General features: G+C 74.7%; 23 protein-coding genes. 7 read left to right on the plus strand and 16 right to left on the minus strand.

Going from position 1 to position 24,392, the window contains the following annotated elements:
• Positions 1-2 precede the first annotated feature (2 nt).
• From ACWDBB_RS11510 to ACWDBB_RS11525, 4 genes are all read right to left on the minus strand, one after another.
• Positions 3-491, minus strand: coding sequence for an N-acetyltransferase family protein (locus ACWDBB_RS11510; RefSeq protein WP_449789422.1), 489 nt, complete (start codon positions 489-491; stop codon positions 3-5).
• A gap of 58 nt (positions 492-549) precedes the next feature.
• Positions 550-1,515 carry an SGNH/GDSL hydrolase family protein gene (locus tag ACWDBB_RS11515; protein WP_449789369.1) on the minus strand — a complete coding sequence of 322 codons (966 nt, stop codon included), beginning with the start codon at positions 1,513-1,515 and terminating at the stop codon, positions 550-552.
• 124 nt (positions 1,516-1,639) lie between these two features.
• Positions 1,640-3,007: a TerD family protein gene (locus ACWDBB_RS11520; protein ID WP_449789423.1), complete on the minus strand. Its 1,368-nt coding sequence runs from the start codon at positions 3,005-3,007 to the stop codon at positions 1,640-1,642.
• 172 nt (positions 3,008-3,179) lie between these two features.
• Positions 3,180-4,466, minus strand: a complete 1,287-nt coding sequence (locus ACWDBB_RS11525) for a hypothetical protein (protein WP_449789370.1) — start codon at positions 4,464-4,466, stop codon at positions 3,180-3,182.
• 328 nt (positions 4,467-4,794) lie between these two features.
• Here ACWDBB_RS11525 and ACWDBB_RS11530 point away from each other — a divergent pair, with 328 nt between their 5' ends.
• The gene (locus ACWDBB_RS11530) at positions 4,795-5,295 is read left to right on the plus strand and encodes an SsgA family sporulation/cell division regulator (protein ID WP_449789371.1); all 501 of its coding nucleotides are present in this window, start codon (positions 4,795-4,797) and stop codon (positions 5,293-5,295) included.
• A 34-nt stretch (positions 5,296-5,329) separates the two neighbouring features.
• Here the strand turns inward: ACWDBB_RS11530 and ACWDBB_RS11535 are convergent, their stop codons facing one another.
• The 3 genes from ACWDBB_RS11535 to ACWDBB_RS11545 form a co-directional block, all read right to left on the minus strand.
• A complete protein-coding gene (locus ACWDBB_RS11535; RefSeq protein WP_449789372.1) occupies positions 5,330-6,766 on the minus strand; it encodes a GAF domain-containing protein in 1,437 nt (478 codons plus the stop codon).
• A gap of 201 nt (positions 6,767-6,967) precedes the next feature.
• Positions 6,968-8,212, minus strand: coding sequence for a M56 family metallopeptidase (locus tag ACWDBB_RS11540; protein WP_449789373.1), 1,245 nt, complete (start codon positions 8,210-8,212; stop codon positions 6,968-6,970).
• Positions 8,209-8,628: a BlaI/MecI/CopY family transcriptional regulator gene (locus tag ACWDBB_RS11545; RefSeq protein WP_449789374.1), complete on the minus strand. Its 420-nt coding sequence runs from the start codon at positions 8,626-8,628 to the stop codon at positions 8,209-8,211. The genes ACWDBB_RS11540 and ACWDBB_RS11545 overlap by 4 nt, the downstream gene beginning before the upstream one ends.
• A gap of 115 nt (positions 8,629-8,743) precedes the next feature.
• Between ACWDBB_RS11545 and ACWDBB_RS11550 the strand changes: the two genes are divergently transcribed.
• The 4 genes from ACWDBB_RS11550 to ACWDBB_RS11565 all read left to right on the plus strand — a co-directional run bounded on the left by ACWDBB_RS11550 (position 8,744) and on the right by ACWDBB_RS11565 (position 12,163).
• Positions 8,744-9,412, plus strand: a complete 669-nt coding sequence (locus ACWDBB_RS11550; RefSeq protein ID WP_449789375.1) for a DedA family protein — start codon at positions 8,744-8,746, stop codon at positions 9,410-9,412.
• Positions 9,412-10,080: a phosphatase PAP2 family protein gene (locus tag ACWDBB_RS11555; protein ID WP_392914092.1), complete on the plus strand. Its 669-nt coding sequence runs from the start codon at positions 9,412-9,414 to the stop codon at positions 10,078-10,080. The genes ACWDBB_RS11550 and ACWDBB_RS11555 overlap by 1 nt, the downstream gene beginning before the upstream one ends.
• Before the next feature lie 275 nt (positions 10,081-10,355).
• Positions 10,356-11,477, plus strand: coding sequence for a TIGR03364 family FAD-dependent oxidoreductase (locus ACWDBB_RS11560; RefSeq protein ID WP_449789376.1), 1,122 nt, complete (start codon positions 10,356-10,358; stop codon positions 11,475-11,477).
• Positions 11,478-11,488: 11 nt separating this feature from the next.
• The gene (locus ACWDBB_RS11565) at positions 11,489-12,163 is read left to right on the plus strand and encodes a phosphonatase-like hydrolase (protein ID WP_449789377.1); all 675 of its coding nucleotides are present in this window, start codon (positions 11,489-11,491) and stop codon (positions 12,161-12,163) included.
• 243 nt (positions 12,164-12,406) lie between these two features.
• On the opposite strand, the gene ACWDBB_RS11570 is transcribed toward ACWDBB_RS11565, so the two are convergent.
• From ACWDBB_RS11570 to ACWDBB_RS11600, 7 genes are all read right to left on the minus strand, one after another.
• Entirely contained in the window at positions 12,407-12,898 is a 492-nt protein-coding gene (locus ACWDBB_RS11570; protein ID WP_449789378.1) for a hypothetical protein, read from the minus strand.
• 131 nt (positions 12,899-13,029) lie between these two features.
• Positions 13,030-13,353 carry a DMT family transporter gene (locus tag ACWDBB_RS11575; RefSeq protein ID WP_392878414.1) on the minus strand — a complete coding sequence of 108 codons (324 nt, stop codon included), beginning with the start codon at positions 13,351-13,353 and terminating at the stop codon, positions 13,030-13,032.
• Between the two features lies 1 nt (position 13,354).
• Positions 13,355-14,071 carry an HAD family hydrolase gene (locus ACWDBB_RS11580; RefSeq protein ID WP_449789379.1) on the minus strand — a complete coding sequence of 239 codons (717 nt, stop codon included), beginning with the start codon at positions 14,069-14,071 and terminating at the stop codon, positions 13,355-13,357.
• 72 nt (positions 14,072-14,143) lie between these two features.
• Positions 14,144-15,229, minus strand: coding sequence for an ABC transporter ATP-binding protein (locus ACWDBB_RS11585; protein ID WP_449789380.1), 1,086 nt, complete (start codon positions 15,227-15,229; stop codon positions 14,144-14,146).
• Positions 15,230-15,250: 21 nt separating this feature from the next.
• The gene (locus ACWDBB_RS11590) at positions 15,251-16,099 is read right to left on the minus strand and encodes an ABC transporter permease (RefSeq protein WP_449789381.1); all 849 of its coding nucleotides are present in this window, start codon (positions 16,097-16,099) and stop codon (positions 15,251-15,253) included.
• Positions 16,087-17,070, minus strand: coding sequence for an ABC transporter permease (locus ACWDBB_RS11595; protein ID WP_449789382.1), 984 nt, complete (start codon positions 17,068-17,070; stop codon positions 16,087-16,089). Before ACWDBB_RS11595 ends, ACWDBB_RS11590 begins: the two co-directional genes overlap by 13 nt.
• A 43-nt stretch (positions 17,071-17,113) precedes the next feature.
• Positions 17,114-18,283 carry an ABC transporter substrate-binding protein gene (locus ACWDBB_RS11600; protein ID WP_449789383.1) on the minus strand — a complete coding sequence of 390 codons (1,170 nt, stop codon included), beginning with the start codon at positions 18,281-18,283 and terminating at the stop codon, positions 17,114-17,116.
• 341 nt (positions 18,284-18,624) lie between these two features.
• Here ACWDBB_RS11600 and ACWDBB_RS11605 point away from each other — a divergent pair, with 341 nt between their 5' ends.
• Positions 18,625-19,491, plus strand: a complete 867-nt coding sequence (locus ACWDBB_RS11605) for a GntR family transcriptional regulator (protein ID WP_449789384.1) — start codon at positions 18,625-18,627, stop codon at positions 19,489-19,491.
• Between the two features lie 63 nt (positions 19,492-19,554).
• Here ACWDBB_RS11605 and tmpA read toward each other — a convergent pair whose 3' ends face one another.
• Positions 19,555-21,153 carry a 2-trimethylaminoethylphosphonate dioxygenase gene (gene tmpA, locus ACWDBB_RS11610; RefSeq protein ID WP_449789385.1) on the minus strand — a complete coding sequence of 533 codons (1,599 nt, stop codon included), beginning with the start codon at positions 21,151-21,153 and terminating at the stop codon, positions 19,555-19,557.
• 334 nt (positions 21,154-21,487) lie between these two features.
• Here tmpA and ACWDBB_RS11615 point away from each other — a divergent pair, with 334 nt between their 5' ends.
• Positions 21,488-23,125 (plus strand): APC family permease, encoded by a 1,638-nt coding sequence (locus tag ACWDBB_RS11615; protein ID WP_449789386.1) that lies wholly within the window; start codon positions 21,488-21,490, stop codon positions 23,123-23,125.
• 107 nt (positions 23,126-23,232) lie between these two features.
• Here the strand turns inward: ACWDBB_RS11615 and ACWDBB_RS11620 are convergent, their stop codons facing one another.
• Positions 23,233-24,318 (minus strand): pyridoxal-phosphate-dependent aminotransferase family protein, encoded by a 1,086-nt coding sequence (locus tag ACWDBB_RS11620; RefSeq protein WP_449789387.1) that lies wholly within the window; start codon positions 24,316-24,318, stop codon positions 23,233-23,235.
• Positions 24,319-24,392: the final 74 nt, after the last annotated feature.

The following is a 24,392-nucleotide window of genomic DNA, read 5'->3' on the forward strand; positions in this document are numbered from 1 at the left end:
CCCTACAGCGGCCGGTGCATGACGTGCAGGCCGACGTAGCCGTCCACCGGGTGGTGGAAGGCCTCGGGGACGGTGCCGACGATCGCGAAGCCGAGTGACTCGTAGAGCCGCACGGCGTGGTGGTTGTTGGCGACGACCGCGTTGAACTGCATGGCGCGGAAGCCGCTCCGGCGAGCCCAGTCGAGGGAGTACTCGACCAGCGCCCGCCCGATCCCCCTGCCGTGGTGGGCCGGGTCGACCAGGTAGCTCGCGCTGGCGACGTGCGAGCCGTTGCCGGGGCGGTTGCGGTTCATGTTGGCGGTGCCGAGGACGCGCCCGTCCTCGCCCACCGCGACCACCGTGCGGTTCGGGGCGGTGAGCATCCACCACTCCCGGCCCAGCTCGGAATCCATGTCCAGCGGGTAGGGGAAGGTCTCGCCGGCGGCGATGACGGTGTGGAAGAACGGCCAGACGGCCGGCCAGTCCTCGGGGGCGGCCTCGCGGATCTCGATGGGCATCGGACCAGGATGGCCCCCGACGGGCGGGCCGGCGAACGGTTTTCCGGCCGGGTCAGCCACCGAGGACGGCCTTCTCGACCAGGGCGGCGGTGTGCGCCTGGCCGGTCGCGTTGGGGTGCACCACGGCGTATTCAAGGGGAAGGACGCTGGTCAGCACGCCGTCCAGCCAGCGGTCGGCGTCGCAGACGCTGTGGCCGGCGCTGGCGGGGTAGAGGTCCACGAAGGTGTCGCCGTGGGCGGCGGCGCTCCCGGCGATCAGCGCGTTGAGCGGTTCCAGGAGCGCGGTGCGGGTCCAGCCGAGGTCGCCGGCGGTGAAGGTGCCGAACTGCAGGAGGTTGCCGTACTGGCAGAGCGCGGCGTTCTCGGGGACGAGGTGCGGGTAGCCGACGGCGAGGACCTTGGCGGACGGCGCCTTGGTGTGCAGCGCGGTCAGCATCCGGTCGTAGCCGTTCCGCAGCCGGTCGAAGCGGTCGGGCAGGCTCGCGTCGAACTTGTCCTTGCAGGGGGTGCCCTGGCCGAGCCGGACGGCACCGAGTTCGATGCAGCTCTTGAGGATCTCGGCGAAGCCGAGGTCGTTGCCGCCGACGCCGACGGTGACCAGGTCGGTGGCCGCGTCGACGGCGTCGATCTGCGGCGGGACGGCCGGGTAGGGGCCGTTCGGGTCGGTGCCGAGCGGCGGGAGCGGGCGGCCGAGCGGGGCCTGGGCGGTCGCGTAGACACCGTCGGTGGTGGCGCCGCTGCAGCTGACGTTGCGCAGGTCGACCAGGGAGCCCAGGTCGCGGCGGACGATCTCGGGGTGGGACTCGACGGTACGGGCGCAGCCGTCGCGCGGGTCCGTCTCCTCGCCGGTGGCCTCGATGACCCCGGCGGTGTAGGAGTCGCCGAGGGCCGTCCACCGCAGTGCGGCGGCGCGGTCGCCCGGCCGGGCGGCGGCCTGGGCGGTGGTCGGGGTGACCAGCCCGGCGGCGAGCACGGTGGCGGTGCCGGCGACGGCGAGGCGGGACAGGAAGCTTGGCACGGCTCTCCTCCTCGGGGTGCGGGGGAGAGTGCGGTTCACCCCCCTGAGAGTCAATCGAGTCGCCGTGTGGACGACTTGATGCCTCAGAGGGGTGAATCCGTGGGCGTCGCGGTGACGCCGGGGGTCAGAGCGCCGCGGCGGCGGGCTCGATCATCGCCCGCGCGGTCTTGCCGTCGACGTACTCGCCGAGCGCCGTCATCTCCCACTCGCCGCCCGGGCGGCGGACCAGCTTGCACATCATCACACCGGTGTGGGGCTCGGAGTGGGTGAGGTCGAAGCGGACCAGCTCCTCCTCCGTGCGGGCGTCCAGCAGCCGGCAGTAGGCGTCGCGCACGTCGGTGAACTTCTGCCCGGAGAAGGAGTTCACCACGAAGACCAGCCCGTGGACCTCGGCCGGCAAGCCCTCCAGGTGGACGGTGATCACCTCGTCGTCGCCGCCCTCGCCGCCGACCAGGTTGTCGCCGGAGTGGGAGATCGCGCCGTTGAAGATGTTCAGCTTCATGAACCAGACCGTCTCCAGCCGCTTGTGCCGGGCGTCGAAGGCCAGGCAGGAGGCGTCCAGGTCGACGGCGCGGCCGCGGGCGGCGGACTTCCAGCCGAGCGCCATCCGGACGGAGGAGAGGAAGGGGCGGCCGTTCTTGATGAGGGAGACCGAGCTGCCCTTGACCAGGTTGACCCGGCCCTTGTCCAGGGTGATCTTGGCCGGAGCCGGAGCCGGAGCCGGAGCCGGAGCCGGAGCCGGAGCCGGAGCCGGAGCCGGGGCGGAGGTCTGGTTGGTGGCGAGCGCGATCCGCGGGTCGACCGGGGCGGTCGGCGGCACGGGCGGTACGGGCGGTACGGGCGGCATCGGCGGGGCGGCCGGCGGGGCCGGGAGCTGGACGGTCCGGTCCACCGGGACCGGAGGCGCGACCGCGGGCGCGACCGGGGTGACGGGCGCCGGGGTCGGGGTGACGGGCGCCGGGGTCGAAACCGGGGTCGAAGCCGGGGCCGGGGCCGGGGAGTCCTCGACGGTGACGCCGAAGTCGGTCGCGATGCCCGCCAGGCCGTCGGCGTAGCCCTGGCCGACCGCGCGCACCTTCCAGACGCCGCCCCGCAGGTAGACCTCGACCACGATGAGCGCGGTCTCCAGGCCCAGCCGGGGCGGGGTGAAGGTGACCAGCGCCTCGCCGGTGTCGGCGTCGCGGACGGTGGCGGTGGGCTCCATCCCGGCGAAGGTGGAGACCTGGTCGGCGGGGCTCGCGGTCACCACGATCTTGGTGATGCCGGCCGGGACGGCCCGGGTGTCGACGGTGATCGCGTCGGGGGAGCCGGCGGTGGCCGGGCGGTGGCTGACGCCGGGGCCGTTCGGGGCGTTGAAGAAGACGAAGTCGTCGTCCGAGCGGACCTTTCCGGCATCGGTCAGCAGCAGGCCGGAGACGTCCAGCGCCTTGGGCGCGGTGACCTCGACGGTCACTCGCGCGGCGGTCAGCGGTGCGTTGCCGCCTTGGGTCAGGACGGTGGACACGGACTCCTCCTCGGGTGCGGATCGGCGGCCCGTCCGGGGCCGTCGGGGGCGCCGGGCCGGGTGCTGCCCACAGTAACGAACGGGGGTACGGGGATGCGCCCGTCCGGAACGGCCTGCGGCCGGATCGTCGAACGACCGTTACAGGGCGGCCTTCGGCAGGTCAGGGTGCCGTGGCGGCAGGGGCGGTGGCCGCCCCGGCACCCGCCCCGGAGGCCGGTGCGGGCAGCGGCTGCACCGGGTCGAAGGTGCCGAGCGCGGCCACCGCGCGGGGGTGGTCGAGCGCGAAGGCGGAGACGCTCCAGCCCTCCACCGGGGCCGCCCTGCGCACCCCGGCGGACGGGTCGGCGGCCGGCCGGGCGCCATGGACGCCGAAGGTGTAGGCGCCGGGCCGGACGTCGGTGCCCGGCGGGGTGGTGAAGCGGTAGACGAGGGTGCCGCGCTCCTGCTGGGCGGTCACCACGGCGCCCGGCAGGTCGGTCCAGGCGGTGCCGTTGCCGGGGGCCGACTCGCCCGGGGCGAGCCGGAACTCGGCCTGGAACGCGGTGACCGGCTCGGCCACCGCGAGGGTGAGCCGGTGGCGCAGGCCGTCGCGGCCGAGCGGGGAGAGCCGGGCGGCGCCGGTCAGCGCCTGGTCGGTGTCCGCGGAGGGCCGGGGGCCGGCCGGGCCGGTGCCGTCGACCGTGTCGGCCGGGGCCTCCCCGGCGGGGGAGGCCCCGGTTGCCGGGAGGGGTGCGACCGGCGGCGGCACGGGGCGGGTGGGCGCGGTCGGCCGCAGCCCGGGGAGGTTCGGTGCCGGGCCGCCGGGGGCCGCGCCCTGGTCGGGCTGCCCGGCGCCCGGGGCGGGAGCCGGACCCGGGGCGTAGCCGGGCTGCTTGGCGTTCGGGACCGGGGGGACGGAGACGGAAGGGGAGGGCGAGGGGTCGGCCTGGACGCGGGCCTCGGTGCCGGCGAGCTGGGTGCCGGAGGCCGGCGCCTCCTGCCCGGCCGAGGCCTGGCCGCCGGTCTGGGGCGCGCCGGGGCTCCCGCCGTGGGGCGCGGACGGGGAGGCGGCGACCGGCGCGGGCCCCGTGGGGTGCGCCGAGAGGTGCGAGGAGGCGTTCGGTGAGGGCCGGCCGCCGACGGGGCGGCCGGAGGAGGAGCCGGTCGACGGGCCGTCGGTCGGGGTCTGCGCGGAGGCCGCCTCGGCCTGGTCGGTGGTGCCCGGCGTGGGCGGCGGGGTGGTGCCGACCCGGGCGACGCCGGCCCGGCGGCCGACCCCCTGCTGCTCGTTCAGCAGCAGGGTGGTGGCGATGCTGATGCCGACCACGGTGGACATCGCCATCGCGGCGCCGGAGAAGCGCAGGGTGGGCAGTCGGAACAGCCCGCCGAACGGGCGCGGCCGCCCGTGCCGGCCGTGCCGTGCGGGCTCGTGCTGCACGTCCCGCGCGGTGTCCTCGCGCACAGCCACCGGACCCCTCCCTCCCCGAAGCCGCCGTCGCGTCGCCGTATTCTCCCACGCGTCACCGTCGGGCCCGGCTCCGGCCGCCGAGGACCGGTTCCGCGCGGGCCCGCGCGGGGAGGGGGAGAGCGTACCAGCGGGCGACCGCACCCCGGCCGGTTCCCATCCACTTCATGGACACCCGTTCGATGCGCGGAAGTTGACACTCCGTCCGACAAGCGCGGTAAGGGGTCGGCCGCGCCGGGCGGGGGTCGTTGCAACCCCCTTGCAACCCTTGCCCGGTGCGCCGGGTGTGACGCACGCTGAGGGCATCCCACGCCGTCCCGGAGAGACCGTCATGCCGCCCGACCCGCTGTCCGCAGCCTCCAGTGCACCCCTCGCCGCCACCCCCACGGGCGGCGATGGGGACGGCTCCACCGCCGCTCCGGCGGCGGTGGAGGAGGTGCTGATCCTGCGAATCTCGCTGGGCGAGGAGGTGGTCGGCGAGGTGCTCACCCGGTTCCGGTTCGACGCCGCGCGCCCGTACGAGGTGCTGCTGACCTTCCACCTGGGGCGGCCCGACGAGGCCGACTGGGTGTTCTCCCGCGAACTGCTGCGCGACGGCCTGCGCGCGCTGAGCGGCCAGGGCGACGTCAAGCTGTGGCCGGCGTACTGCCCGTGCCACGGGGCGACGCTGCACCTGGCGCTCGAGTCCCCGCACGGCAGCGCGCTGCTGGAGGCTCCCAGGCCCCGGGTGCAGGCCTGGCTGGACCGCACCTACGCCCTGGTCTCCGAGCGTCAGGAGCGGGTCTGCGGCCCCACCGACGCCGACCTGGCCGCCCTGCTCGCGGACGGCTGAGGCCGACCGGGGCCGGGGTCGCGGCGCCGGGGTGTCAGCGACGTCCCGCCGGACCGGCGGCGCGCGGCGGCGGGAGGGACGGCGTACCGGGCAGCCGGGCCGTCCCCGCGGCCAGCGCGGCCCGCAGCCGCCGGACGGCCGGGGCAGAGGAGGCGGGCAGCAGGTCGTACGGGTCGTCCGGCCCGTCCACGGTGACCAGCACCGATTCCGCGAACCGGTACGGCCGGTGGGCCAGCAGACCGCCCAGGTAGCGGCGCAGCCGGGACAGCTCGGCGCGGACCGTCACCGTCCGGCGGGCGTCGTCGAACAGCGCCTCCGCGAGCTGGGCGGCGGTACTGCCCTCGCGTCCGGTGGCGAGCAGGAGCAGCAGTTCGGCGTGGCGAGGGCTGAGCGGGTGCGACCAGCTGTCGGCCGCGCTCCGGACGGACAGTTCCGGGCGGTCCGGGCGCCGCAGGTCGAGCCGGAGGTGGGCGCCCTCGGCCTGTTCGGCGGTCACCGCGCCGGAGCCGCCGTCCTCGGGTGACCGCACCGGGCGCACCAGCCAGCCGTCGGCGAGCGGCTCCAGCACGCACTCGCCCAGGCCCGGCACCCAGTGCACGGCGGCCGGGGTCCAGCCCCCGCTGGGCACCCGCAGCCGGCCGACCGGCGGCAGCCCGGCCGCGGCGGCGGTCCAGCCGGCCGCGTCCACCACCAGCGCCGGGCCGCCGACCCGCGCGAGCAGCGGGGCGGCCAGGGCGCGCAGCTCGTGCAGCGCCTCCAGCCGGTGGGCGCGCAGCTCGGTCTCGGCGAGCCGGGCGGCGGTGGCGGTGAGCTGGAGCAGGTACGGGCGGACGCTGTGCGCCGGGACGCTCAGGTTGACGGCGCCGACCAGCTGCCCGGTGCCGGGGTCGCGCAGCGGCGCGGCGACGCAGGTCCAGGCGTGGTGGCTGCGCAGGTAGTGCTCGGCGGAGTGGACGTGCGTCGGGCGCCGGATGCGCAGGGTGGCCGCGATGCCGTTGGTGCCGACACGCTCCTCGGTCCAGCGGGCGCCGGTGATGAAGCCGATCCGGTCGGCGCTGCGGCGCAGGCCGCGCTCGCCCTCCTGCCAGAGCACATGGCCCTCGGCGTCGGCGACGGCCACCAGCAGCGGGGCCGCGCCGCCCACCTCCAGCAGGGTCTCGCGCAGCACCGGCAGGACGGTGTCGAGCCCGCTGGTGCGGCGACGCTGTTCTATCTCGCCGGGGCCGAGCAGGACGGCGGCGGCGCCGCTGTCGGGGTCGAGGCCGAGGCGTCGCAGCCGGGCCCAGGAGTCGCCGATCTCGGGCCGGGGTTCGAGCAGGCCCGGGCCCGCGGGCTGCGCGGTGAGGGCGGGGGCGGCCAGTTCCCGGGCGGCGGCGTCGGCGAGGGTGCGGTCGTGGACCTTGGCCAGTTCCGTCGCGGTCGGCGGGGTGCGGCGCTCTGGTCGTCGGGACTGCCGTCCGGTCTGCCGCACGCGCTTCGCTCCTCGCCACCGTTCGAGGACGCGCCGGGGCCGACGCGCTGACGAAAGCGTACGGGGGCGGTGGGCCGCTGGGGACTGGGTCCGGCAACTCCGCCTACCGGGCGGTACGGAACCCGTGGCCGGCCCCCGGGCCCCCGGGCCCCGGCGGCGCCCGGCGGGCGTTCGGCGGCGGGGTCCGGGGGCCGGGCTGGATCAGTGCCGTGCGCCGGTGCCCTGCTGGGCCGCCTCCACGGTGTGGTGCAGGTCGGCGGTGGCCGCGAGGGTGGCGCCGGTGCTCAGCGCCAGGCAGGCGGCCAGGGCCACGGCGGCGGCTCGCAGCCAGGTGCCGGGGGCGCCGGCCTGGCGGGGCTGGAGCAGGGCGGCGACCCGGCGCGGGACCGGTCCCGAGTGGGCGGCGGCGACCAGCCGGGGGCGGCCCGGCCAGGGGGAACGGCTCGCGGCCAGGGCGGCCCGGCCGACCGCGCGGGCGGTCACCGTGCGGTCGCCGACCCGGGCCGCGGCCACCTCGTCGGCCCAGCGCTCCAGGTGGTAACCGAGGGGTGCGCGCAGCGGGCGCAGGGCCGGGTGGATGCCGGCGGCGTGCTCGGCGAGGGCGAGGAAGACGTGGTGGCGGGCGGTCAGGTGGGCCCGTTCGTGGGCGAGCAGGGCGGAGCACTCGGGGGCGCTGAGGGCGCGCAGCATGCCGGAGGTGACGACGATCCGGCCGGGCTCGCCCGGTCGGCCGGGGCGGCCCAGGCGGCCGGGCAGGGCGAAGGCGTCGGCGCACTCGTCGTCCAGGACGGTGAGCGGGTGGTCGGCGGTCCGGAACAGTGCGGCGGGTCGCAGGCGGGTGGCCGTCCGGAGCAGTGCGGCGGGCCGCGCCAGGGCGGCCGGCCAGGCCGGGGGGCGTGAGCGGCGCACGGAGGCGTGCGGGGGGCGCATGTCCGGATGCTGGACGGAGGAGGGCTCGCGGAGCTGGTGGTGGGCGCCGGTCCGGTCCGTACGGTGATCGTCGGCAGCCGCGGCACCCGTGGCACCGGCGCGGTCGGCGAGGCTGCCGTCGGGGTCGCCGGAGGGTTCCGTGCGGGGCGCGTCGTGGGCCGGGAGCGCGGCCCTGGCGATGCGCAGCTCCCGCAGCTGCCGGCGGGTGGTGCGCACCGCGAGCGCGCCGAGCGCGAGGAGCGCCGGGGCGGCCAGCACGGCCGCGAACGGCGCGTCGGGCGAGGCCGCGGTGAGCCAGGGCAGCGAGAGGTGGCCGAGGGCGGCGACCGGTGGGAGCTGGAGCAGCCCGTCGACGGCCAGCAGGCCGAGCGAGCAGAGGGTGCCGCCGGCCAGGACGGCGGCGCTGCCGGCCAGCATCCAGGCGGCGGCCCGCGGCGGCAGCGCCTCGGCGAGGCGGCGGGCCAGCGGGGCGGCCAGGAAGGGCAGCAGCAGTGGGACCCAGACGGCGAGCATCATCGGCCGGCCGCTCCCGGTGCGCCCGGCCCCGTCGGGTCCGCCTCCGGGGCGCCGTCGCCGAGCAGGTCGCGCAGCAGCTGCTCGTCCTCGGCGGAGAGGTCGGAGACGAAGCGGGCCAGTACGGTGGAGCGGTCGGCCTCGCGGCCGAGCTCGGTGTGCATCCGGCGGGCGGCGAGCCCCGCGGTGTCCTGGACGGTCGGAACGTAGGCGTAGGCGCGGCCGGCCCGGGTGCGCTCGACCGTCCCCTTGTCGAACAGCCGGGCCAGGATCGTCGCGACGGTGGTGCGGGCGAGGTCCCCGCCGAGCGCGGCCTGGACGTCCTGCGGCGTCATCGGCTGCCGGGTCGACCAGAGGGCGGCCAGCACCTCGGCCTCCAGCTCCCCGGCGGGCCGGCGGACGGACGGTACGTCGGGCATGGCGGCGCTTCCTCCAAGTTTCGTCTACAGTCATGTAGACCGTCTACGCGACTGTAGACGATCAGGGCGGGTTCCGATGCGAACCGCCCTCCAACGTACGGGAGGTCCGTCGGCCTTGCTCCAGTTCCTCGCCGATCCGGCCGTTCACCTCGCGGTGAACCCGCTGGACGCGTCCTCACTGCTCGCCGCCTTCGGCGCGCTCGGCATCGCCGCGGTGCTGTTCGCCGAGACCGGCCTCCTGGTGGGCTTCTTCCTGCCGGGCGACTCGCTGCTGTTCACCGCCGGACTGCTCTGCGTGCCCGGCGCCACCCAGGGGCCGCAGCTGGAGCTGTGGCAGGTGCTGCCCGCCGCCCTGGTCGGTGCGCTCGGCGGGGCGCAGGTCGGCTACCTGATCGGCCGGCGCGGTGGCCGGGCGCTGCTCGCCAGGACCAGGCGAAGGAGCCTGCTGGAGGGCGTGGCGCGGGCCGAGGAGCTGCTGGCCAAGTACGGCCACGGCAAGGCGATCGTGCTCGCCCGGTTCATCCCGGTGGTCCGTACGGTGCTGAATCCGCTCTGCGGCGTACTCGAGGTGCCGGTCCGCTCGTTCACCTTCTGGCAGGTGGCCGGAGGCGCGGTCTGGACGGTCGGCGTGGTGTTCGCCGGCTACGGGCTGGGCTCCTCCATCCCCGGTATCGACCAGTACCTGCTGCCGATCATCGGTCTGGTAGTAGTTGTCTCCGTGCTCCCCATTCTTCTCGAACTGTTCCGCGCCCGTAAGGCGCGGCGTCACGGAGGTGACGCGTGATGTCCTCCCGGGCGCTCGCCGTGTACGACGGCAGCGGAATCGACGGCGGCCTGTACAGCCGGGTCAACGGCTGGGCGCAGTCGGCGCCGCACTGGCTGGACGAGCTGATCAAGGTCTGGTCGGCGCTCGGCCTCGGACTGTTCGCGGTCTTCATGGTCTACGCCTGGTGGCGGGCGCGCGGCGCGGACTCGGCCGTGATGGCCAGGGTGCTCGCCTCGCCGCTGATCGTGGTCGTCGCGTACGGCGTCAACTCGGTGTTCAAGGGCGCGGTCGAGGAACTCCGGCCGTGCGCGCAGATCCCCGGCAGCGTCGCGCTGGAGACCTGCCCGGGCACCGGGGACTGGTCCTTCCCGAGCAACCACTCGGTGATCGCCTTCGCCGCCGCGGCCTCGCTCTGGTTCGTCAACCGGCGGCTCGGCTGGGTGGCCGGCCTGTTCGCGGTGCTGATGGCCGCCTCCCGGGTCTGGGTCGGCGTGCACTACCCGCACGACGTGGCGGTCGGCGCGCTGGTCGGGCTGCTGGTCGCGGTGCTGCTGGCGCCGCTCGCCGGGCGCTGCGGGCCGCTGGTGGACCGGATGCGGGCGGGCGCGCTGCGCCCGCTGCTCGGCGCGGGGGAACTGCCGGTGGTCGCCCACGGCTACTCCGGGTACCGGGCGCAGGGGCGCTGATCCGGGTGATCCGGGCCGCGGCCGGCCGCCGGGCCGCCGCCGTTCCGTAGTCCTCCCGCCCCTCGTCCGGTCTCGGACGACGGGTGGAGCGGGTGAGCCGGGCGTGGAGCCTCCTCCGGGGGCGCCCGCCCGGCTCATTCGTGTCCGGGCGCGGGTGGTGCGGTCGTGGCTCCCGCGGGCCAGGCGGCGGGTTGTCTGTACAACTTCCCAGGTGGTTCATCTGCGGGACGGCGGGTCGACGCCCCTCCGACACCTGGGCGCACCAGCCTGGACGCATGAGAGTCATCGTCGTAGGAGCAGGCGTGCTCGGCAGCATGCACGCCTGGCAGGCCGTCGAGCGCGGCCACGAGGTCGTCCACCTGGAGCGCGAGACCGAGGCGCGCGGTGCCTCGGTGCGAAACTTCGGCCTGGTCTGGGTCAGCGGCCGGGCACAGGGCGAGGAGCTGGACACCGCGCTGCGGGCCCGCGAACTGTGGGAGTCCATCGGCTCCCGCGTCCCCGACCTCGGCTTCCGGGCCAACGGCTCGCTCACGGCCGTCCGCACCGAGGCCGAACTCGCCGTCGCCGAGCAGGCCCTGACCCTGCCGGACGCCGCCGCCCGCGGCTACAAGCTGCTCGACCCGGACGAGACCCGCGCCGTCAACCCGGCCCTGCGCGGCAAGCTGCTCGGCGCCCTGTGGTGCGAGCGCGACGCCGCCGTCGAGCCCCGCACCGCCCAGCGCGCGCTGCGCGGGTACCTGGAGTCCACCGGCCGGTACACCTTCCTGCCCGGACGCGAGGTGCGCGAGGTGGTCGGCCAGAACGCCGTCCGCGACGACCACGGCGACGTCCACACCGGCGACCTGGTGATCCTCTGCACCGGCGCCTGGCTCGGCGGCCTGGTCCGCGAACTCGCCCCCGCCCTGCCGGTCCGCCGGGTGCGGCTCCAGATGATGCAGACCGACCCGCTCGGCGAGACCCTGACCACCTCCGTCGCCGACGGCGACAGCTTCCGCTACTACCCCGCCTTCGCCGGCACCGCCCTGGACCGGCTGCGCGGGACCCAGCCGCAGCCACCGGTCGCCGCCGAGCACAAGATGCAGCTGCTGATGGTCCAGCGCCGCGACGGCGGCCTGACCATCGGCGACACCCACGAGTACGACCAGCCGTTCGGCTTCGACGTCGTCGAGGACCCGTACGACCACCTGGTCGGCGTGGTCGAGGAGCTGCTCGGGCGTCCGGTGCCGCGGATCCGCCGCCGCTGGGCCGGGGTGTACGCCCAGTGCGTCGACTCCACCCGGGTGGTCCACCGCGAGCGCGTGCGCGACGGCGTCTGGCTGGTCACCGGCCCCGGCGGCCGCGGCATGACCTGCTCGCCCGCCATCGCCGAGACCACCGCCGAACTCGTCAACCTGTAAGGAACGCTGTCATGACCAACGACATCAGCCTGGTCGTCCTCGACATGGCCGGCACCACCGTGGCCGACGACGGCCTGGTCGAGCGGGCCTTCACCGCGGCTGCCGCGAAGCTCGGCGTCGAGGCCGGCAGCCCGGAGTTCGACCCGATGCTGGCCCACGTCCGGGCCACCATGGGCGAGTCCAAGATCTCCGTCTTCCGCCACCTGTTCGGCGAGGAGGAGAGGGCCCAGCTGGCCAACGCCGCCTTCGAGGCCGCCTACGACGACCTGGTCGACGCCGGCCACTGCGCCCCGCTGCCCGGCGCCGCCGAGGCCATCGCCGAACTGCGCGGCCAGGGCCGCAAGGTGGTCCTCACCACCGGCTTCTCCCGGACCACCCAGGACCGCATCCTGGACGCCCTCGGCTGGCAGTCCGTCGCCGACCTGACGCTCTGCCCGGCCGACGCCGGCCGCGGCCGCCCGTACCCCGACATGGTGCTCACCGCGCTGCTGCGCACCGGCACCGACTCGGTCCGCCGGATCGCCGTCGCCGGCGACACTGGCTACGACATGCTGACCGGGACCCGGGCCGGCGCCTCGGTCGTCGCCGGCGTCCTCACCGGCGCCCACGACGAGGCCCGCCTGCGGGCCGACGGCGCGACCCACGTCCTCGGCTCGATCGCCGAACTGCCCGCACTGCTGGGCTGACCGGGCGTTCCCGGGGCGGGCGGGTGTCGCGGCGAAAGCGCGCGACGCCCGATCCCGGCAGGCCGTAGGCCGTCCCGGGCACGGGGACCGGACAGGTCGCGGACGGTCACGGCGGCCCGGCCGAGCGGGAAGTCGAGGACGGCGACCGGCACCGGGGGCCGTCATTCACGGGACTTCTACGGGCCGTCGACGCCTTCTTGACGCCGGCGGCCCGGCCCTGGAGCGGACATCCGCGACGGGGGCTCAGCGGCGCCAGAAGCCGCGCTTCTTCCGGCCGACGAGCTGCACCACGGCCGCCACGAACAACTCGGCGACGGGGGAGGGCCCGGGGCCGTGGTTGAGGTGGCTCTCGGCGGTCCACTCGCCGAGGACGGTGCCGGGGCTGCCGTCGAGGGGGCTGAGCGCGTGCTCGAGGGTCACGTAGCGCACGGCCCTGGCGCCCTTGGGCTGGACGGCGGCGACGAAGTGGGCCTCGGTGGCGCCGACCGGGGTGGGCAGGGTGACCAGCAGCATGTGGTGGCCGTCGACCGACAGGTGGCGGCAGTCGAGGCCGTGGCCGGGCAGGCGGTCCTCGGGCGGCAGGGACGCGCCGAGGTCGTCCCAGATCTGGGTGACGACGGGCAGCAGGCTGCCGCCGTCCGGGGTCGGGGTGGCCACGCGCGGGCCGAACTCCAGCACCTGGCGGGCGAGCTCGCGGTGGACGAAGCGGTAGTGGTGGGGCCGGGGGTCCGTCATGGGGACACCGTAGCGAAGCCCTCGGGGCGGGAGGTCGGCGCGTCCGACTTCCCGCCCCGACAGGCTAGTTGAAGCGCTTGGATGAAAGTGACGACTCGTCAGGGAAATCGGTCGGGGGTGCTCGGGGGCGGTCAGGAGTGGCCGCCCTTCAGGTTGAGCACCACCACCCCGACGATCACCAGCGCGATGCCCAGCCACTGGAGTCGCCCGAGCGACTCGCCGAAGGCGACCACGCCTATCCCGGCGACCGCCGCGGTGCCGGCCCCGGACCAGACCGCGTAGGCGACCGAGACCGGTATGTGCTTGAGCGCGCGGCCGAGCAGCAGGAAGGAGAGCGCGTAGCCGATGCCGACGCCGAGGCTCGGCCAGAGCCGGGTGAACCCCTCGGTGAGCTTGAGGCAGCTGGTGGCGCAGACTTCGCTGGCGATGGCGAGGGCGAGCAGGAGATAGGGCATGTCAGGGTCGAACCGCGCCGGCTCCGGCGAGCTTCCCGAGCAGGGCGAGGTCGGCCTGCTCCAGGCTGGCGAGCAGGGTGATCCGCTCGCCCCGCGGCATCGGCACCGCGGTGGACGGCACGGCGAGCACCGCGCAGCCGGCCGCGGTGGCGGAGGCGACCCCGGTCGGGGTGTCCTCGACGGCGAGGCAGTCGGCCGGGTCCAGGCCCAGCCGCTCGGCGGCGGCGAGGTACGGGTCGGGCGCGGGCTTGGTGCGCGCCGTCTCCCCGGCGGCCAGGGTGACGGCGAACCAGTCCCGGCCGATGGCGGACAGCACCAGGTCCACCACCCCGCGGGGGGATGCGGAGACCAGCGCGGTGGGCACCCGGGCGTCGCGCAGCGCGGCCAGCAGGGCGAGCGCGCCGGGGCGCGGCACCGTCTCGGTGGCGACCTTGGCGGCGAAGGACTCGTCCAGCCGGGCGGCGAGTTCGGCCTCGCCGAGGGCGGTGCCGCTGACCCTGTGCAGGTGGGCGGCGGTGTGCTCGACCGCCTGACCGAGCACCTCGGGGGCGTCCTGGTCGGTGAGCGGGTGGTGCAGCTCCTCGGCGAGCTCGGCGGCGGCCTGCCACCACAGTCGCTCGGTGTCGACCAGGGTGCCGTCCATGTCGAACAGGACGGCGGCGGGCAGGGCGGGGGAATCGGCCAGGGCGGGGGATCCGGGCATGGCGGAGTCAGGCATGGCGGTACCTTCGGGTGGCTCTTCGGTGGTTCGGCGGTGCTCCGTCGGGCGGAGCGGGGAGGTACGAGGCTCTCAGGCCGCGCGGCGGTCCACCAGGACCGGGCGCTCCGGCAGGGTGAGCGAGGCCCGCGCACCGGCCGGCAGCGCGGCGGCGGCCTCGGTGGGCAGGTCGGCCTTGACCTCGGTGCCGTCGTCCAGGCGGACGGTGAGCCGGGTGACGGCGCCCAGGAAGGAGGCGGTGACCACCAGCGCGGGGCCGTCCTCGGCCGGGGTCAGGGTGACGTTCTCCGGGCGGACCAGCACCTGGAGCTCCCCGTCGGCCGGGATCTCGCCGTCCACCGCGTGGCGGCGGCCGAGCACCTCGACGCCGTCCGAGGTGCGGGTGCACGGGATGCGGCTCATGGTGCCGACGAACTCGGCGACGAAGGCGGTGGCCGGCCGGCCGTACAGCTCGGACGGGGTGGCGCACTGCTCCAGCCTCCCGGCGCGCAGCACCGCGACCCGGTCGGCCATCGACAGGGCCTCCTCCTGGTCGTGGGTGACGAACAGGGTGGTGATGCCCAGCTCCTGCTGGAGGCGGCGGATCTCCTCGCGCAGCTGGAGGCGGACCTTGGCGTCCAGCGCGGACAGCGGCTCGTCCAGCAGCAGGACGCGGGGCTGGAGGGCGAGCGCGCGGGCGAGGGCGATGCGCTGCTGCTGGCCGCCGGACATCTGGTGCGGGTAGTGGTCGGCGCGGTGCGGCAGGCCGACCAGCTCCAGCAGCTCCTGGGCCCGCTTGCGGCGCTCGGCCTTGCCGGTGCCGCGCATCCGCAGCCCGAAGGCGACGTTGTCCAGCGCGGTCAGGTGCGGGAAGAGGCTGTAGGACTGGAACACCATGCCCGCGTCGCGCTTGTGCGCGGGGATCGCGGTGATGTCCCGGCCGTCGACCAGCACCTCGCCGGAGTCGTGCTGCTCGAAGCCGGCGAGGATGCGCAGCGCGGTGGTCTTGCCGCAGCCGGACGGGCCGAGCAGGGCGAGCAGCTCGCCCGGGTGGACGGTCAGGTCCAGGCCGTCGAGGGCGGTGGTGGCGCCGAACGCGCGGCGCAGGGAGCGGAATTCGACGGTGGCGCTGCCGGGGGAGAGCGAGACGCCGTTGGCGATGGCGGTGGCCGTGGTCATGACTGGTGACTCCGGGGGGTTTCAGGAGGTGGCGGTCTTGGCGTGGCGCTCGCGTCCGGCGGTGGCCAGCAGGAGCAGCAGCAGCCAGGTGAGCAGCAGGCTCAGGATGGAGACCGCGACCGACATGTGGGCCTGGCTGTTGCCGACCGAGTAGATCCAGACCGGGAAGGGCTGGAAGCCGAGGATCGAGGCGGTGGTGAACTCGCCGAGGACCAGGGCCAGGGTGAGGAAGGAGGCGTTCAGCAGGGCGCCGCGCAGGTTGGGCAGGACGACCGTGAACACCGCGTGCGGCCAGCTCGCGCCGCAGTTGCGGGCGGCCTCGACCAGCGTGCGCACGTCCATCGAGCGCAGGCCGGCGTCCAGGGCGCGGTAGGCGAGCGGCAGGGCCATCAGCACGTACGCGATGACCAGCACCAGCGGGAAGCCCGGGTCCTGGATGAACACGAAGGTCTGGAAGAACGGGGTGTCCATCAGGTGGTCCGGGCCCCAGCGGAGCACGCCGATGATGCCGGCGGTCAGCGCGACCGGCGGGACGACCAGCGGCAGGGTGCAGAGCACGTCGATGACCGGGCGCAGCTTCGGCGAGCCGAGCCGCACGGAGATCAGCGCCGGGACGAGCAGGAGCAGCAGCACCACGACGGTGACCACGGCCAGGCCGAGGGTCAGCCAGAGGCTGTCCAGGAAGCCGGGGGCGGAGAGCAGCCCGGTGTAGGCCTCGAAGGAGATGCCCTTGGGGTCGTCGATGGAGAACCAGAAGGACGCCGCGAGCGGGACGACGAAGTAGACGCCGGCGAGCGCCAGCACGGCGCCGCGCCACCAGCGCACGGTGCGTCGTCGGCCGGGGCGGGCGGGGGTGGTCAGCTGAGCCATCGGGCGCTCCGGCGCTGGAGGGGGAGGTACACGGCCATCACCAGGACGGCCACGACGATCATGTTGAGGCTGAGGGCGAGGGCGAGGTTGCCCTGGCCGACCAGCACGTTGCCGGAGAGCGCGTCCGCGATCGAGCGGCTGACCAGCGGGACGGTCGCGCCGACCATGGCGGCGGCCGTCGCGTAGGCGGCGAAGGCGCTGCCGAAGAGCAGCACGAAGCCGCCGAGCAGGGAGGGGGCCAGGATCGGCAGGGCGACGTGGATCCAGTACTGCGGGCCGGTGGCGCGGTTGTTCTGGGCGGCCTCGCGCCACTGGGTCCGCAGGCCGTCCAGGGCCGGGGTGATGGTGAGCACCATCAGCGGGACGAGGAAGTACAGGTACACGACCGTCAGGCCGGTGAAGGAGTACAGCGACCAGCCGTGGTCGGTGAGGTGCAGCAGCTTGGTGATCTCGCCGGCGTTGCCGAGGGTGGCGACGAAGGCGAAGGCGAGCGGCAGTCCGCCGAAGTTGGCGAGCACACCGGAGGCGGTGAGCACCGCCTGGCGCAGCCAGCCGTGCCGGGAGGTGACGACGGCCTGGGCGAGCGGCAGTCCGAGCACGGTGGCGAGCAGCGCGGTCAGCGCGGAGAGCTTGAGGCTGCTCAGCATGGCCGTCTGGTAGCCGCCCTGGACGGAGGCCGTCAGGTTGTCGAAGGTGAACTGCCCCGCACCGGTCTCCGCGTCGCTGGAGGTGGTGAACGCGCCGATCACGATGGCGACGGTGGGAAGTCCGAAGCCGATCAGGAAGAACAGCAGCAGCGGCACGGCGGCCAGCCAGGACGCTCCGCCGAGGCGGGCGAGCGGCCGGCGCCGCGGGGCGGGGGTGGCGGTAGTGGTGGGGGAGGCGGTCGTGGCGGTGGCGGACGCCCCCGCGCCGCCACCGGGGGAGGTGGCGGCGGGGGTGGTCGGCACCGGGGTGGGAGCCGTGGTCATGAGTGCCTTTTCTCAGCCCGAATTGCGGTACGTGGCCGGGGTGTCAGCCCGCGACGGCCTTGGTCCAGTTCTCGGTGACGACCTTCTTGGCCGCGTTGATCTGGTCGACGGTCGGGAAGTTGGTGAACGGCTTCTCGACCGGCGGCAGCTTGGCGGCCGCGGCGGCGTCCAGGGTGCCGTCCTTCTTCAGGGCCTCGAAGGTCGACGGGGTGGCGTAGCCGCCGAGGAAGAGGTTCTGGCCCTCGGCGCTGAACAGGTACTCCTGCCACAGGCGGGCGGCCGCCGGGTGCGGGGCCCACTTGTTGACGGCCTGGTTGTAGAACTGGGCGTAGGAGCCGTCGACCGGGATGGAGACCTTCCAGTCGACGCCCTTGTCCTTGAACTCGTCGGTGTAGCCGGCGTTCAGGTAGGACCAGTCGATCGAGATCGGGGTCTCGCCCTTCTCGACGGTGGCCGGGGTCGACTCGACCGGGTTGAAGTTGCCGGACTGCTTCAGCTTGCCGAAGAAGTCGATGCCGGGCTGGATGTTGTCCAGCGAGCCGCCGTTGGCGAGCGCGGCCGCGTAGACGCCGCCGAAGGCGGAGCCGGACTTGGTCGGGTTGCCGTTGAGGGCGACCTGGCCCTTGTACTCCGGCTTGAGCAGGTCGGCGAAGGTCGTCGGGCAGACGGCGATCTTCTTGGCGTCGCAGCCGATGGAGACGTAGCCGCCGTAGTCGTTGACGGCGGCGCCGTTCGCGTCCTTCATGGTGTCCGGAACCTTGTCGAAGGTGGACACCTTGTAGGGGGCGAGGATGCCGTCCTTGACCGCCTGGAGGGCGAAGGCGCTGCCCAGGTCGACCACGTCGGGGGCGCGGTCCTGGCCCTTGCGGGAGTTGATCGCGTTGATCTCGTCCTGGCTGGAGCCGTCCGGGTTCTCCTCCTCGACCTCGATGCCGTACTTGGCCTTGAAGCTGTCGATGATCTTGCCGTAGTTGGCCCAGTCCCGGGGCAGCGTGATGACGTGGAGCTTGCCCTCCTTCTTGGCGGCGGCGACCAGGCCGTCCATGCCGCCGAAGTCGGCGACCGAGGTGGCCGACTTGGCGTCCTTGGCGCCGCCCTTGGCGGTGTCGCCGGACTTGGCGCTCGAACCGGCGGAGCCGCAGGCGGTGAGGGAGAGCGCGGCGGCGGTCAGTACGGCCGCGAAGGCGGCGGCGCGGGCGCGGTGCACGGTCACGGGGAAGTCTCCTGTTAAGGGGGCGTACTGCGAGGGGCGTTCGCGGGGGGTTCCGCGGGCTTGCGTCTCGCGAAGGGCGGCGGACCGGCCGGGTGGGCGATCGATCGACGTCGTCCGAGTTGACTAGCCAACTTCGCTGACAGCAGTAAGTACGCCGGAGCCCGGTGACGGGAAGGTGAACGGACGGCCCAGAACCGGGGTCGGCTGCGGGAACGGTGGAATCCGGCCATCGGAGCGTGAACCGTTCGGTGCGATGCTTCGAAGGCGCAGCGGGATAAGGTCGGGCTGTCCGCGCCGGTACGGCTGCGCAGGACACCGCCCCAGGAGGGACATTGACTGACGTGGCAACTGAGCCCCAGTACCCCGGGACCGAAGGGCACCCGGCCGCCGGGGACCACTCGGCCGGCGGGGAGCGCTCGGCTGCCGGGGGGCGCCCGACAGCCGGCGAGCCCCCGGCCGAGCGCCCCGGCGCGCTGTACCGGAAGGTGGCCGCCGACCTGCGCGAGGCGATCACCACCGGCGCGTTCGGCGAGGCCGGCCGGCTGCCCGCCGAGGGCGCGCTGGCCGAGCAGTACGGCGTCTCCCGCGGCACCGTCCGCCAGGCGCTCGCCGTGCTGCGCTCCGACGGACTGGTCACCTCCCGCCGCGGCACCCGCCGGGTGGTCCTCGGCGGGGCCCGGGTGCAGAGCTTCTCCGAGCTGCTCAGCTTCACGCACTGGGCGTACTCGATGGGCGAGGAGCCCGGCGGCATCCTGGACTCGCTGGTGCGCCGCCCGGCCGACGCCGCCGAGCGCGAGCAACTGCGCCTGGAGCCGGGCGCCGAGGTGTACGTCATCGTCCGGCTGCGGACGCTCTCCGGCACGCCCGTGATGGTCGAGCGCACCGTCTACCCGCCGCGGGTCGGCGAGATCGTCGCCGAACTGCCGCCGGACGTGGTCTCGCACACCGAAGTGCTGCGCGAGCACGGCATCCTGTTCACCGACGCCGACCACACCATCGACGTCGTCCCGGCCAACGCCGAGGACGCCCGGCTGCTCGGCTGCCGCCGGGGTGGCCCGCTGCTGCGCGAGCGGCGCCGCACGACCGACCCGACGGGCACGCCGGTGGAGTGGTCCCAGGACCGCTACCTGCCCGGGACGGTGGCGTTCAGCGTGCACAACTCCCTGGCCACGTCGGCGCTTTCGCGGCACGCGCGGGAGCTGGACTGAGCTTCCCGCGCGTGCCGCGAGGGGCGTCCTCGGTGCACGGGCGTCCCCGAGGTACGGGTGCCCTCACCGCATGAGCGCGGCGAGCAGCGGGCGGTAGTGCTCGAAGCCCGGCGTCGGGGCGCCGGCCACCTTCGCCTGCTCGTCCCAGCGTCGCACCGCCACCGCGTCCCGGGCGCCCGGGAGTTCGGCGAAGGCGGCGGCCTGGCGCTCGTCCATCGGGCCGCCCTGCACGCTCAGCGTGTACTCGGAGGCCTCGGAGAGCCGCTCCCGGTACCCGGGCTCGACCGCGCACAGGTAGCGCTTGGCGGCCACGTGCAGCCGGACCGGCTCGGTGACCTCCGGGCCGAACCAGCGGGCCAGCCAGTCGGCCCCGCAGTCGCTGTGCCGGTTGTCCTGACCCTCCATCAAATTTTGTCCGTGCAGGGATCCGTGGCCGTGCTCGTCGAAGAAGTGTCCGACGTCGTGCAGCAGCGCGGCGGCGACCAGGTGCTCCGGCGCCCCGGCGGCCTCGGCGGCAGCGGCGGCCTGGAGCATGTGCTCGGCCATGGTGACCTCCTCGCCCAGGTACTCCCCGGCGCCCTCGCCCGCGAACAACGCGGCGATCGCGTCCAGGCCGGCGGCGCGGCGGTGCAGCACGGCGAGGGTGCTGTTCAGCGAGTCGAGGTCGGCGTAGCAGCCCTGGAGGTGGCGGTGGCCGTCCTGCTGGAAGGCCGTCCTGGCGTGCATCAGACGGGTGTTGTCGAAGACCAGGCAGTCGCCGGGGCCGAGGCGGAAGGTGAGTAGGAGCTCGGGGCGCAGGGTGATCGCGGCGAAGCGGCGGTAGGCGGTGTAGAAGGCGTCCAGCTCCTTCGGGCCGTCGGCCCGGACGGTGCCGATCGAGCGGTTGTTGAACCTGACCTCGCGGATCCGGCCCCGCGGGTCCACGTCGATCAGCGGGCGGTCGGCGCGCAGTTCGGTGCGGCGGTCGCGGAAGACGAACGGGACGGGCGTGCGGGTGAGGATCTCGAACGCGTCCGGCGCCTCCTCCCGGAGGGTCGCCGCGGCCTTGAAGCCGTCCATCAGTCCGGAGTCGCCGCCGGTCGCCGAGTTCTCCAGGCAGTGCAGCAGCTGGAGGGTGGGCACCGGGTCCCGGTACGGGTTGTCGGTGTGCGGGGCGATGGCGACGCTGGTGAAGGCCAGGTTGTTGGGGTCCGGCTCGACCCGGACGTCGAACAGCTCCCCGTAGTTGGTGACCCGGACGTACCCGAAGCTCTCCGCCACCCGCAGCACCTGCCGCTCGACGGCCGGCACCCCGCGGAGCACGGCGAAGCCGCTGTCCCGTACGGCGGCCAGCACCGTGGCCCGCTCGGCCGGGTCGGCCAGGTAGTCCTCCCAGCGCGCCCGCGGGATGCCGGGCGCGAAGTCCGCCGCCGTCCAGAGCCGCTTGTCCCGCTCGGTGCGCCCGTCGCCCTCGTCGGCCCGGTCCAGCCACTCCAGCGGGTAGCGGGAGCGGTGCCCGTCCGACCAGAGCACCTCCAGGTGCCCGTCGGCCTCGGCGCTCCCGGCGACGGCGAGGCCCTCGGGCAGGTCGTCGATCTGGAACAGCTTCTGCCCGTTGCGCGGGTCCCGGCACTCGGCGCACGGGCAGTTGTCGCGCAGCCAGTACGGCGGCAGTTCGGTCATCGGTCTTCTCCTCGGCGCACTACGGCTGTCGTGTCGGGGCAGTCGTGCAGGGCAGTCGTGTCAGGTTAAGTTGTATAGCCAACTTCGGGCCCTGTTCGGGAGCCTGCCTGCCTCCGGTGAGGTCCGCGTGCCGGGCAGGTGAACGATGCGGGAACTGTGCCGGAGGTCGGCGCGGCGGGCATGTCGCCGGGTGCGTCGGCAGGTGCGGTGGCGGGCGGTCCGGCGAGTGGTTCCGGAGAGCTGTTCGAGTGAGGGGCGCGGGGCGCGGGGCGTTCCGGGGCGGGCGGGTGGGGACTGTCCGAGGAATTCCTCCTGCTTCGAGAGGCGAGCGGCCATGGCCCATTCCTCCTCCACCCCGCCCGGCTCGGGGCACACCGCACTGCGGCGTGAGGTCGGCGTCATCGGACTGCTCTGGGCCTCGGTCGGGGCGATCATCGGCTCCGGCTGGCTGTTCGGGGCGCAGAAGGCGGCGGTGGCGGCCGGGCCCGCGGCGCTGCTGTCCTGGGGCATCGGCGCGGTCGCGATCGTCCTGCTGGCGCTGGTGCACGCCGAGCTGGGCGGGCTGTTCCCGGTGGCGGGCGGTACGGCGCGCTACCCGCACTACGCCTTCGGCGGGTTCGCCGGTATGTCCTTCGGCTGGTTCACCTGGCTCCAGGCCGCCACCATCGCACCGATCGAGGTGCAGGCGATGCTCAACTACGCCCAGCACTGGAGCTGGGCGGACGGCCTGCTGAACAAGAACCTGACGCTGACCGGCTGGGGGTTCGTCGTCGCGGCCGTCCTGCTCGGGCTCTTCGTCGCGGTCAACTTCCTCGGCGTGCGGCTGCTCGCCCACACCAACAGCGCGGCCACCGTCTGGAAGGTCGCCATCCCGGTGCTGACCATCTTCGCGCTCGGCATCAGCGAGTTCCACGGCTCCAACTTCGACGTCCACGGCTTCGCGCCGGACGGTGCCAAGGGCGTGCTCACGGCGATCAGCAGCAGCGGGGTGATCTTCGCGCTGCTCGGCTTCGAGCAGGCCATCCAGTGGGCGGGGGAGAGCCGCAACCCGCGCCGGGACATCCCGCGCGCGGTGCTCGGCTCGGTGGTGATCGGCACGATCGTCTACGTGATGCTCCAGGTGGTGTTCATCGGCGCGCTGCCGCCGGAGACCTTCGCCCACGGCTGGAGCACGCTCGACTACCCCGGGATCAGCGGACCGTTCGCCGGCCTGGCGACCCTGATCGGGCTGGGCTGGCTGGCCACCGTGCTGTTCATCGACGCGGTCATCTCGCCGGCCGGCACCGGGCTCGTCTACATCACCTCCAGCTCCCGGGTCACCTACGGCCTGAGCCGCAACGGCTACGCGCCGCAGATGCTGCAGTCCACCGACAAGCGCGCGGTGCCCTGGCTCGGCCTGCTGATCGCCTGGGTGGCCGGGGTGATCTGCTTCCTGCCCTTCCCGAGCTGGCAGCGGCTGGTCGGGTTCATCACCTCGGCGGTGGTGCTGATGTACGCGGGCGCTCCGCTGGCCTTCGGGGTGCTGCGCAAGCGGCTGCCCGGGATGGAGCGCTCGTACCACCTGCCCGGCGGCTCCGTGGTCTCGCCGCTGGCCTTCGTGGTGGCCGGCTTGGTCATCTACTGGTCCGGCTGGGACACCCTGTGGCGCCTCGGTCTGGCGATCGTGATCGGCTACGTGCTGCTCGGCGGGTACTCCTGGTACGCGCGCTCGAAGGGGCTGCCGAACGCGCCCCGGATGGACTTCCGGGCCGGTCAGTGGCTGCCGGTCTACCTGGTCGGCATGGGCCTGATCTCCTGGCAGGGCACCTTCGGCGTGGGCTCGCAGGGGAACCTGCCGCTGTGGTGGGACATCGTCGTGGTGGTGGCGTTCTCGCTGGTCGTCTACTACTGGGCGCTGGCGATCGCGCTGCCGGCGGAGGAGATCGAGCGGAACATCCGGGGCGTCGAGGTGGTGGACGTCAACGGGCACTGAGGTCCGCGCGAGGCGGCCGCGGGCACCGGGCCACACGGGCACCGCGGCGCGCGACAGACGGCCGAGGCCCCCGGAGGACGTCCTCCGGGGGCCTCGGCCGTACCGGGTCAGGCCCGGACGGTCACGTTCCAGGCGGCCTCGGCGGCGGCCAGGGCGGGCGCCGGGTCGGCGTCCGTCGCGTCCGCGAGGGCCGACAGGCAGGCCCGGACGGTGTCCAGGGCGGCCGCCTGCCCGTAGTGGTTGACCCGCAGCATCGAGCCGGCCAGCGCGCCGCCGCCCGGCTGGACGGGCAGGGCCGGGTCGAGGCGGGCGGCGAGGGCCGTCGCGTCGACGCCGTCCTGGGTGCGCAGGGTGGTGGCGACCGGGGCCGCGTGGGCGTCCTCGACGACGTACGGGGCCAGGGTGCCGAGCGCGCGGACGCCGGCCCGGGTGGCGGCGGAGGCGGCGCGGTGGCGGGCGATCACGGCGGGCAGGCCGTCGGCGGCGATCCGGTCCAGGCAGGCGCCGAGCGCGAGCATCTCCAGCTGGGCCGGGGCGTGCGGCAGGACGGCGCGGCCGGCGTCCGTCCAGCGCTCCTTCCAGTCGAGCAGCGACAGGTAGGAGCGGCGCGGGGCGGCCGGGTTGGCGGCGATCCGCTCCCAGGCGCGCTCGGAGACGGACACGGCGGAGACCCCGGCCGGACCGCCCATCGCCTTCTGGCCGCCGATGACGCACAGGTCGACGCCCCACTCGTCGGTGAGCAGCGGCTCGGCGGCGACGGACGCCACCGCGTCGAGCATCAGCAGCGCGCCGTGCTCGCGGACCGCGGCGCCGATCCCGGCGACCGGGTTGGTGTTGCCGGTGGCGGCCTCGGCGTGCACCAGGGAGACGAAGTCGATCTCCGGGTGGGCCTCCAGGGCCGCGGCCACCTGCTCGGCGCTCACCGCGCTGTCGAAGGGCACGGCCAGGTCGACGACCTTCGCGCCGCAGGAGCGCAGCCAGTTGCCGAAGGTCTGCCCGTACGGGCCGGTGACGATGTTGAGGGCGGTCGAGCCGGGGTGCGCGGCGCCGCGGATCGCGGCCTCCAGGGGGAGGAGCGCCTCGCCCTGGGTGACGATCACGTCGGCCTCGGTGTGCAGCAGCGCGGCCACCTGGTCCTCGATCGCCGCGAACTCGGCGGCGCTGAGCGGGGGCAGGTCGAGGAAGGGGCTCACGTCTTTTTCGCCTTTCGCGGGGGTGGGGTGCGGAAACGAGTCTGCCGCATCATGACTGCTTACACGGCACCCGC

The sequence above is a fragment of the Kitasatospora sp. NPDC001095 genome, from assembly GCF_053598615.1.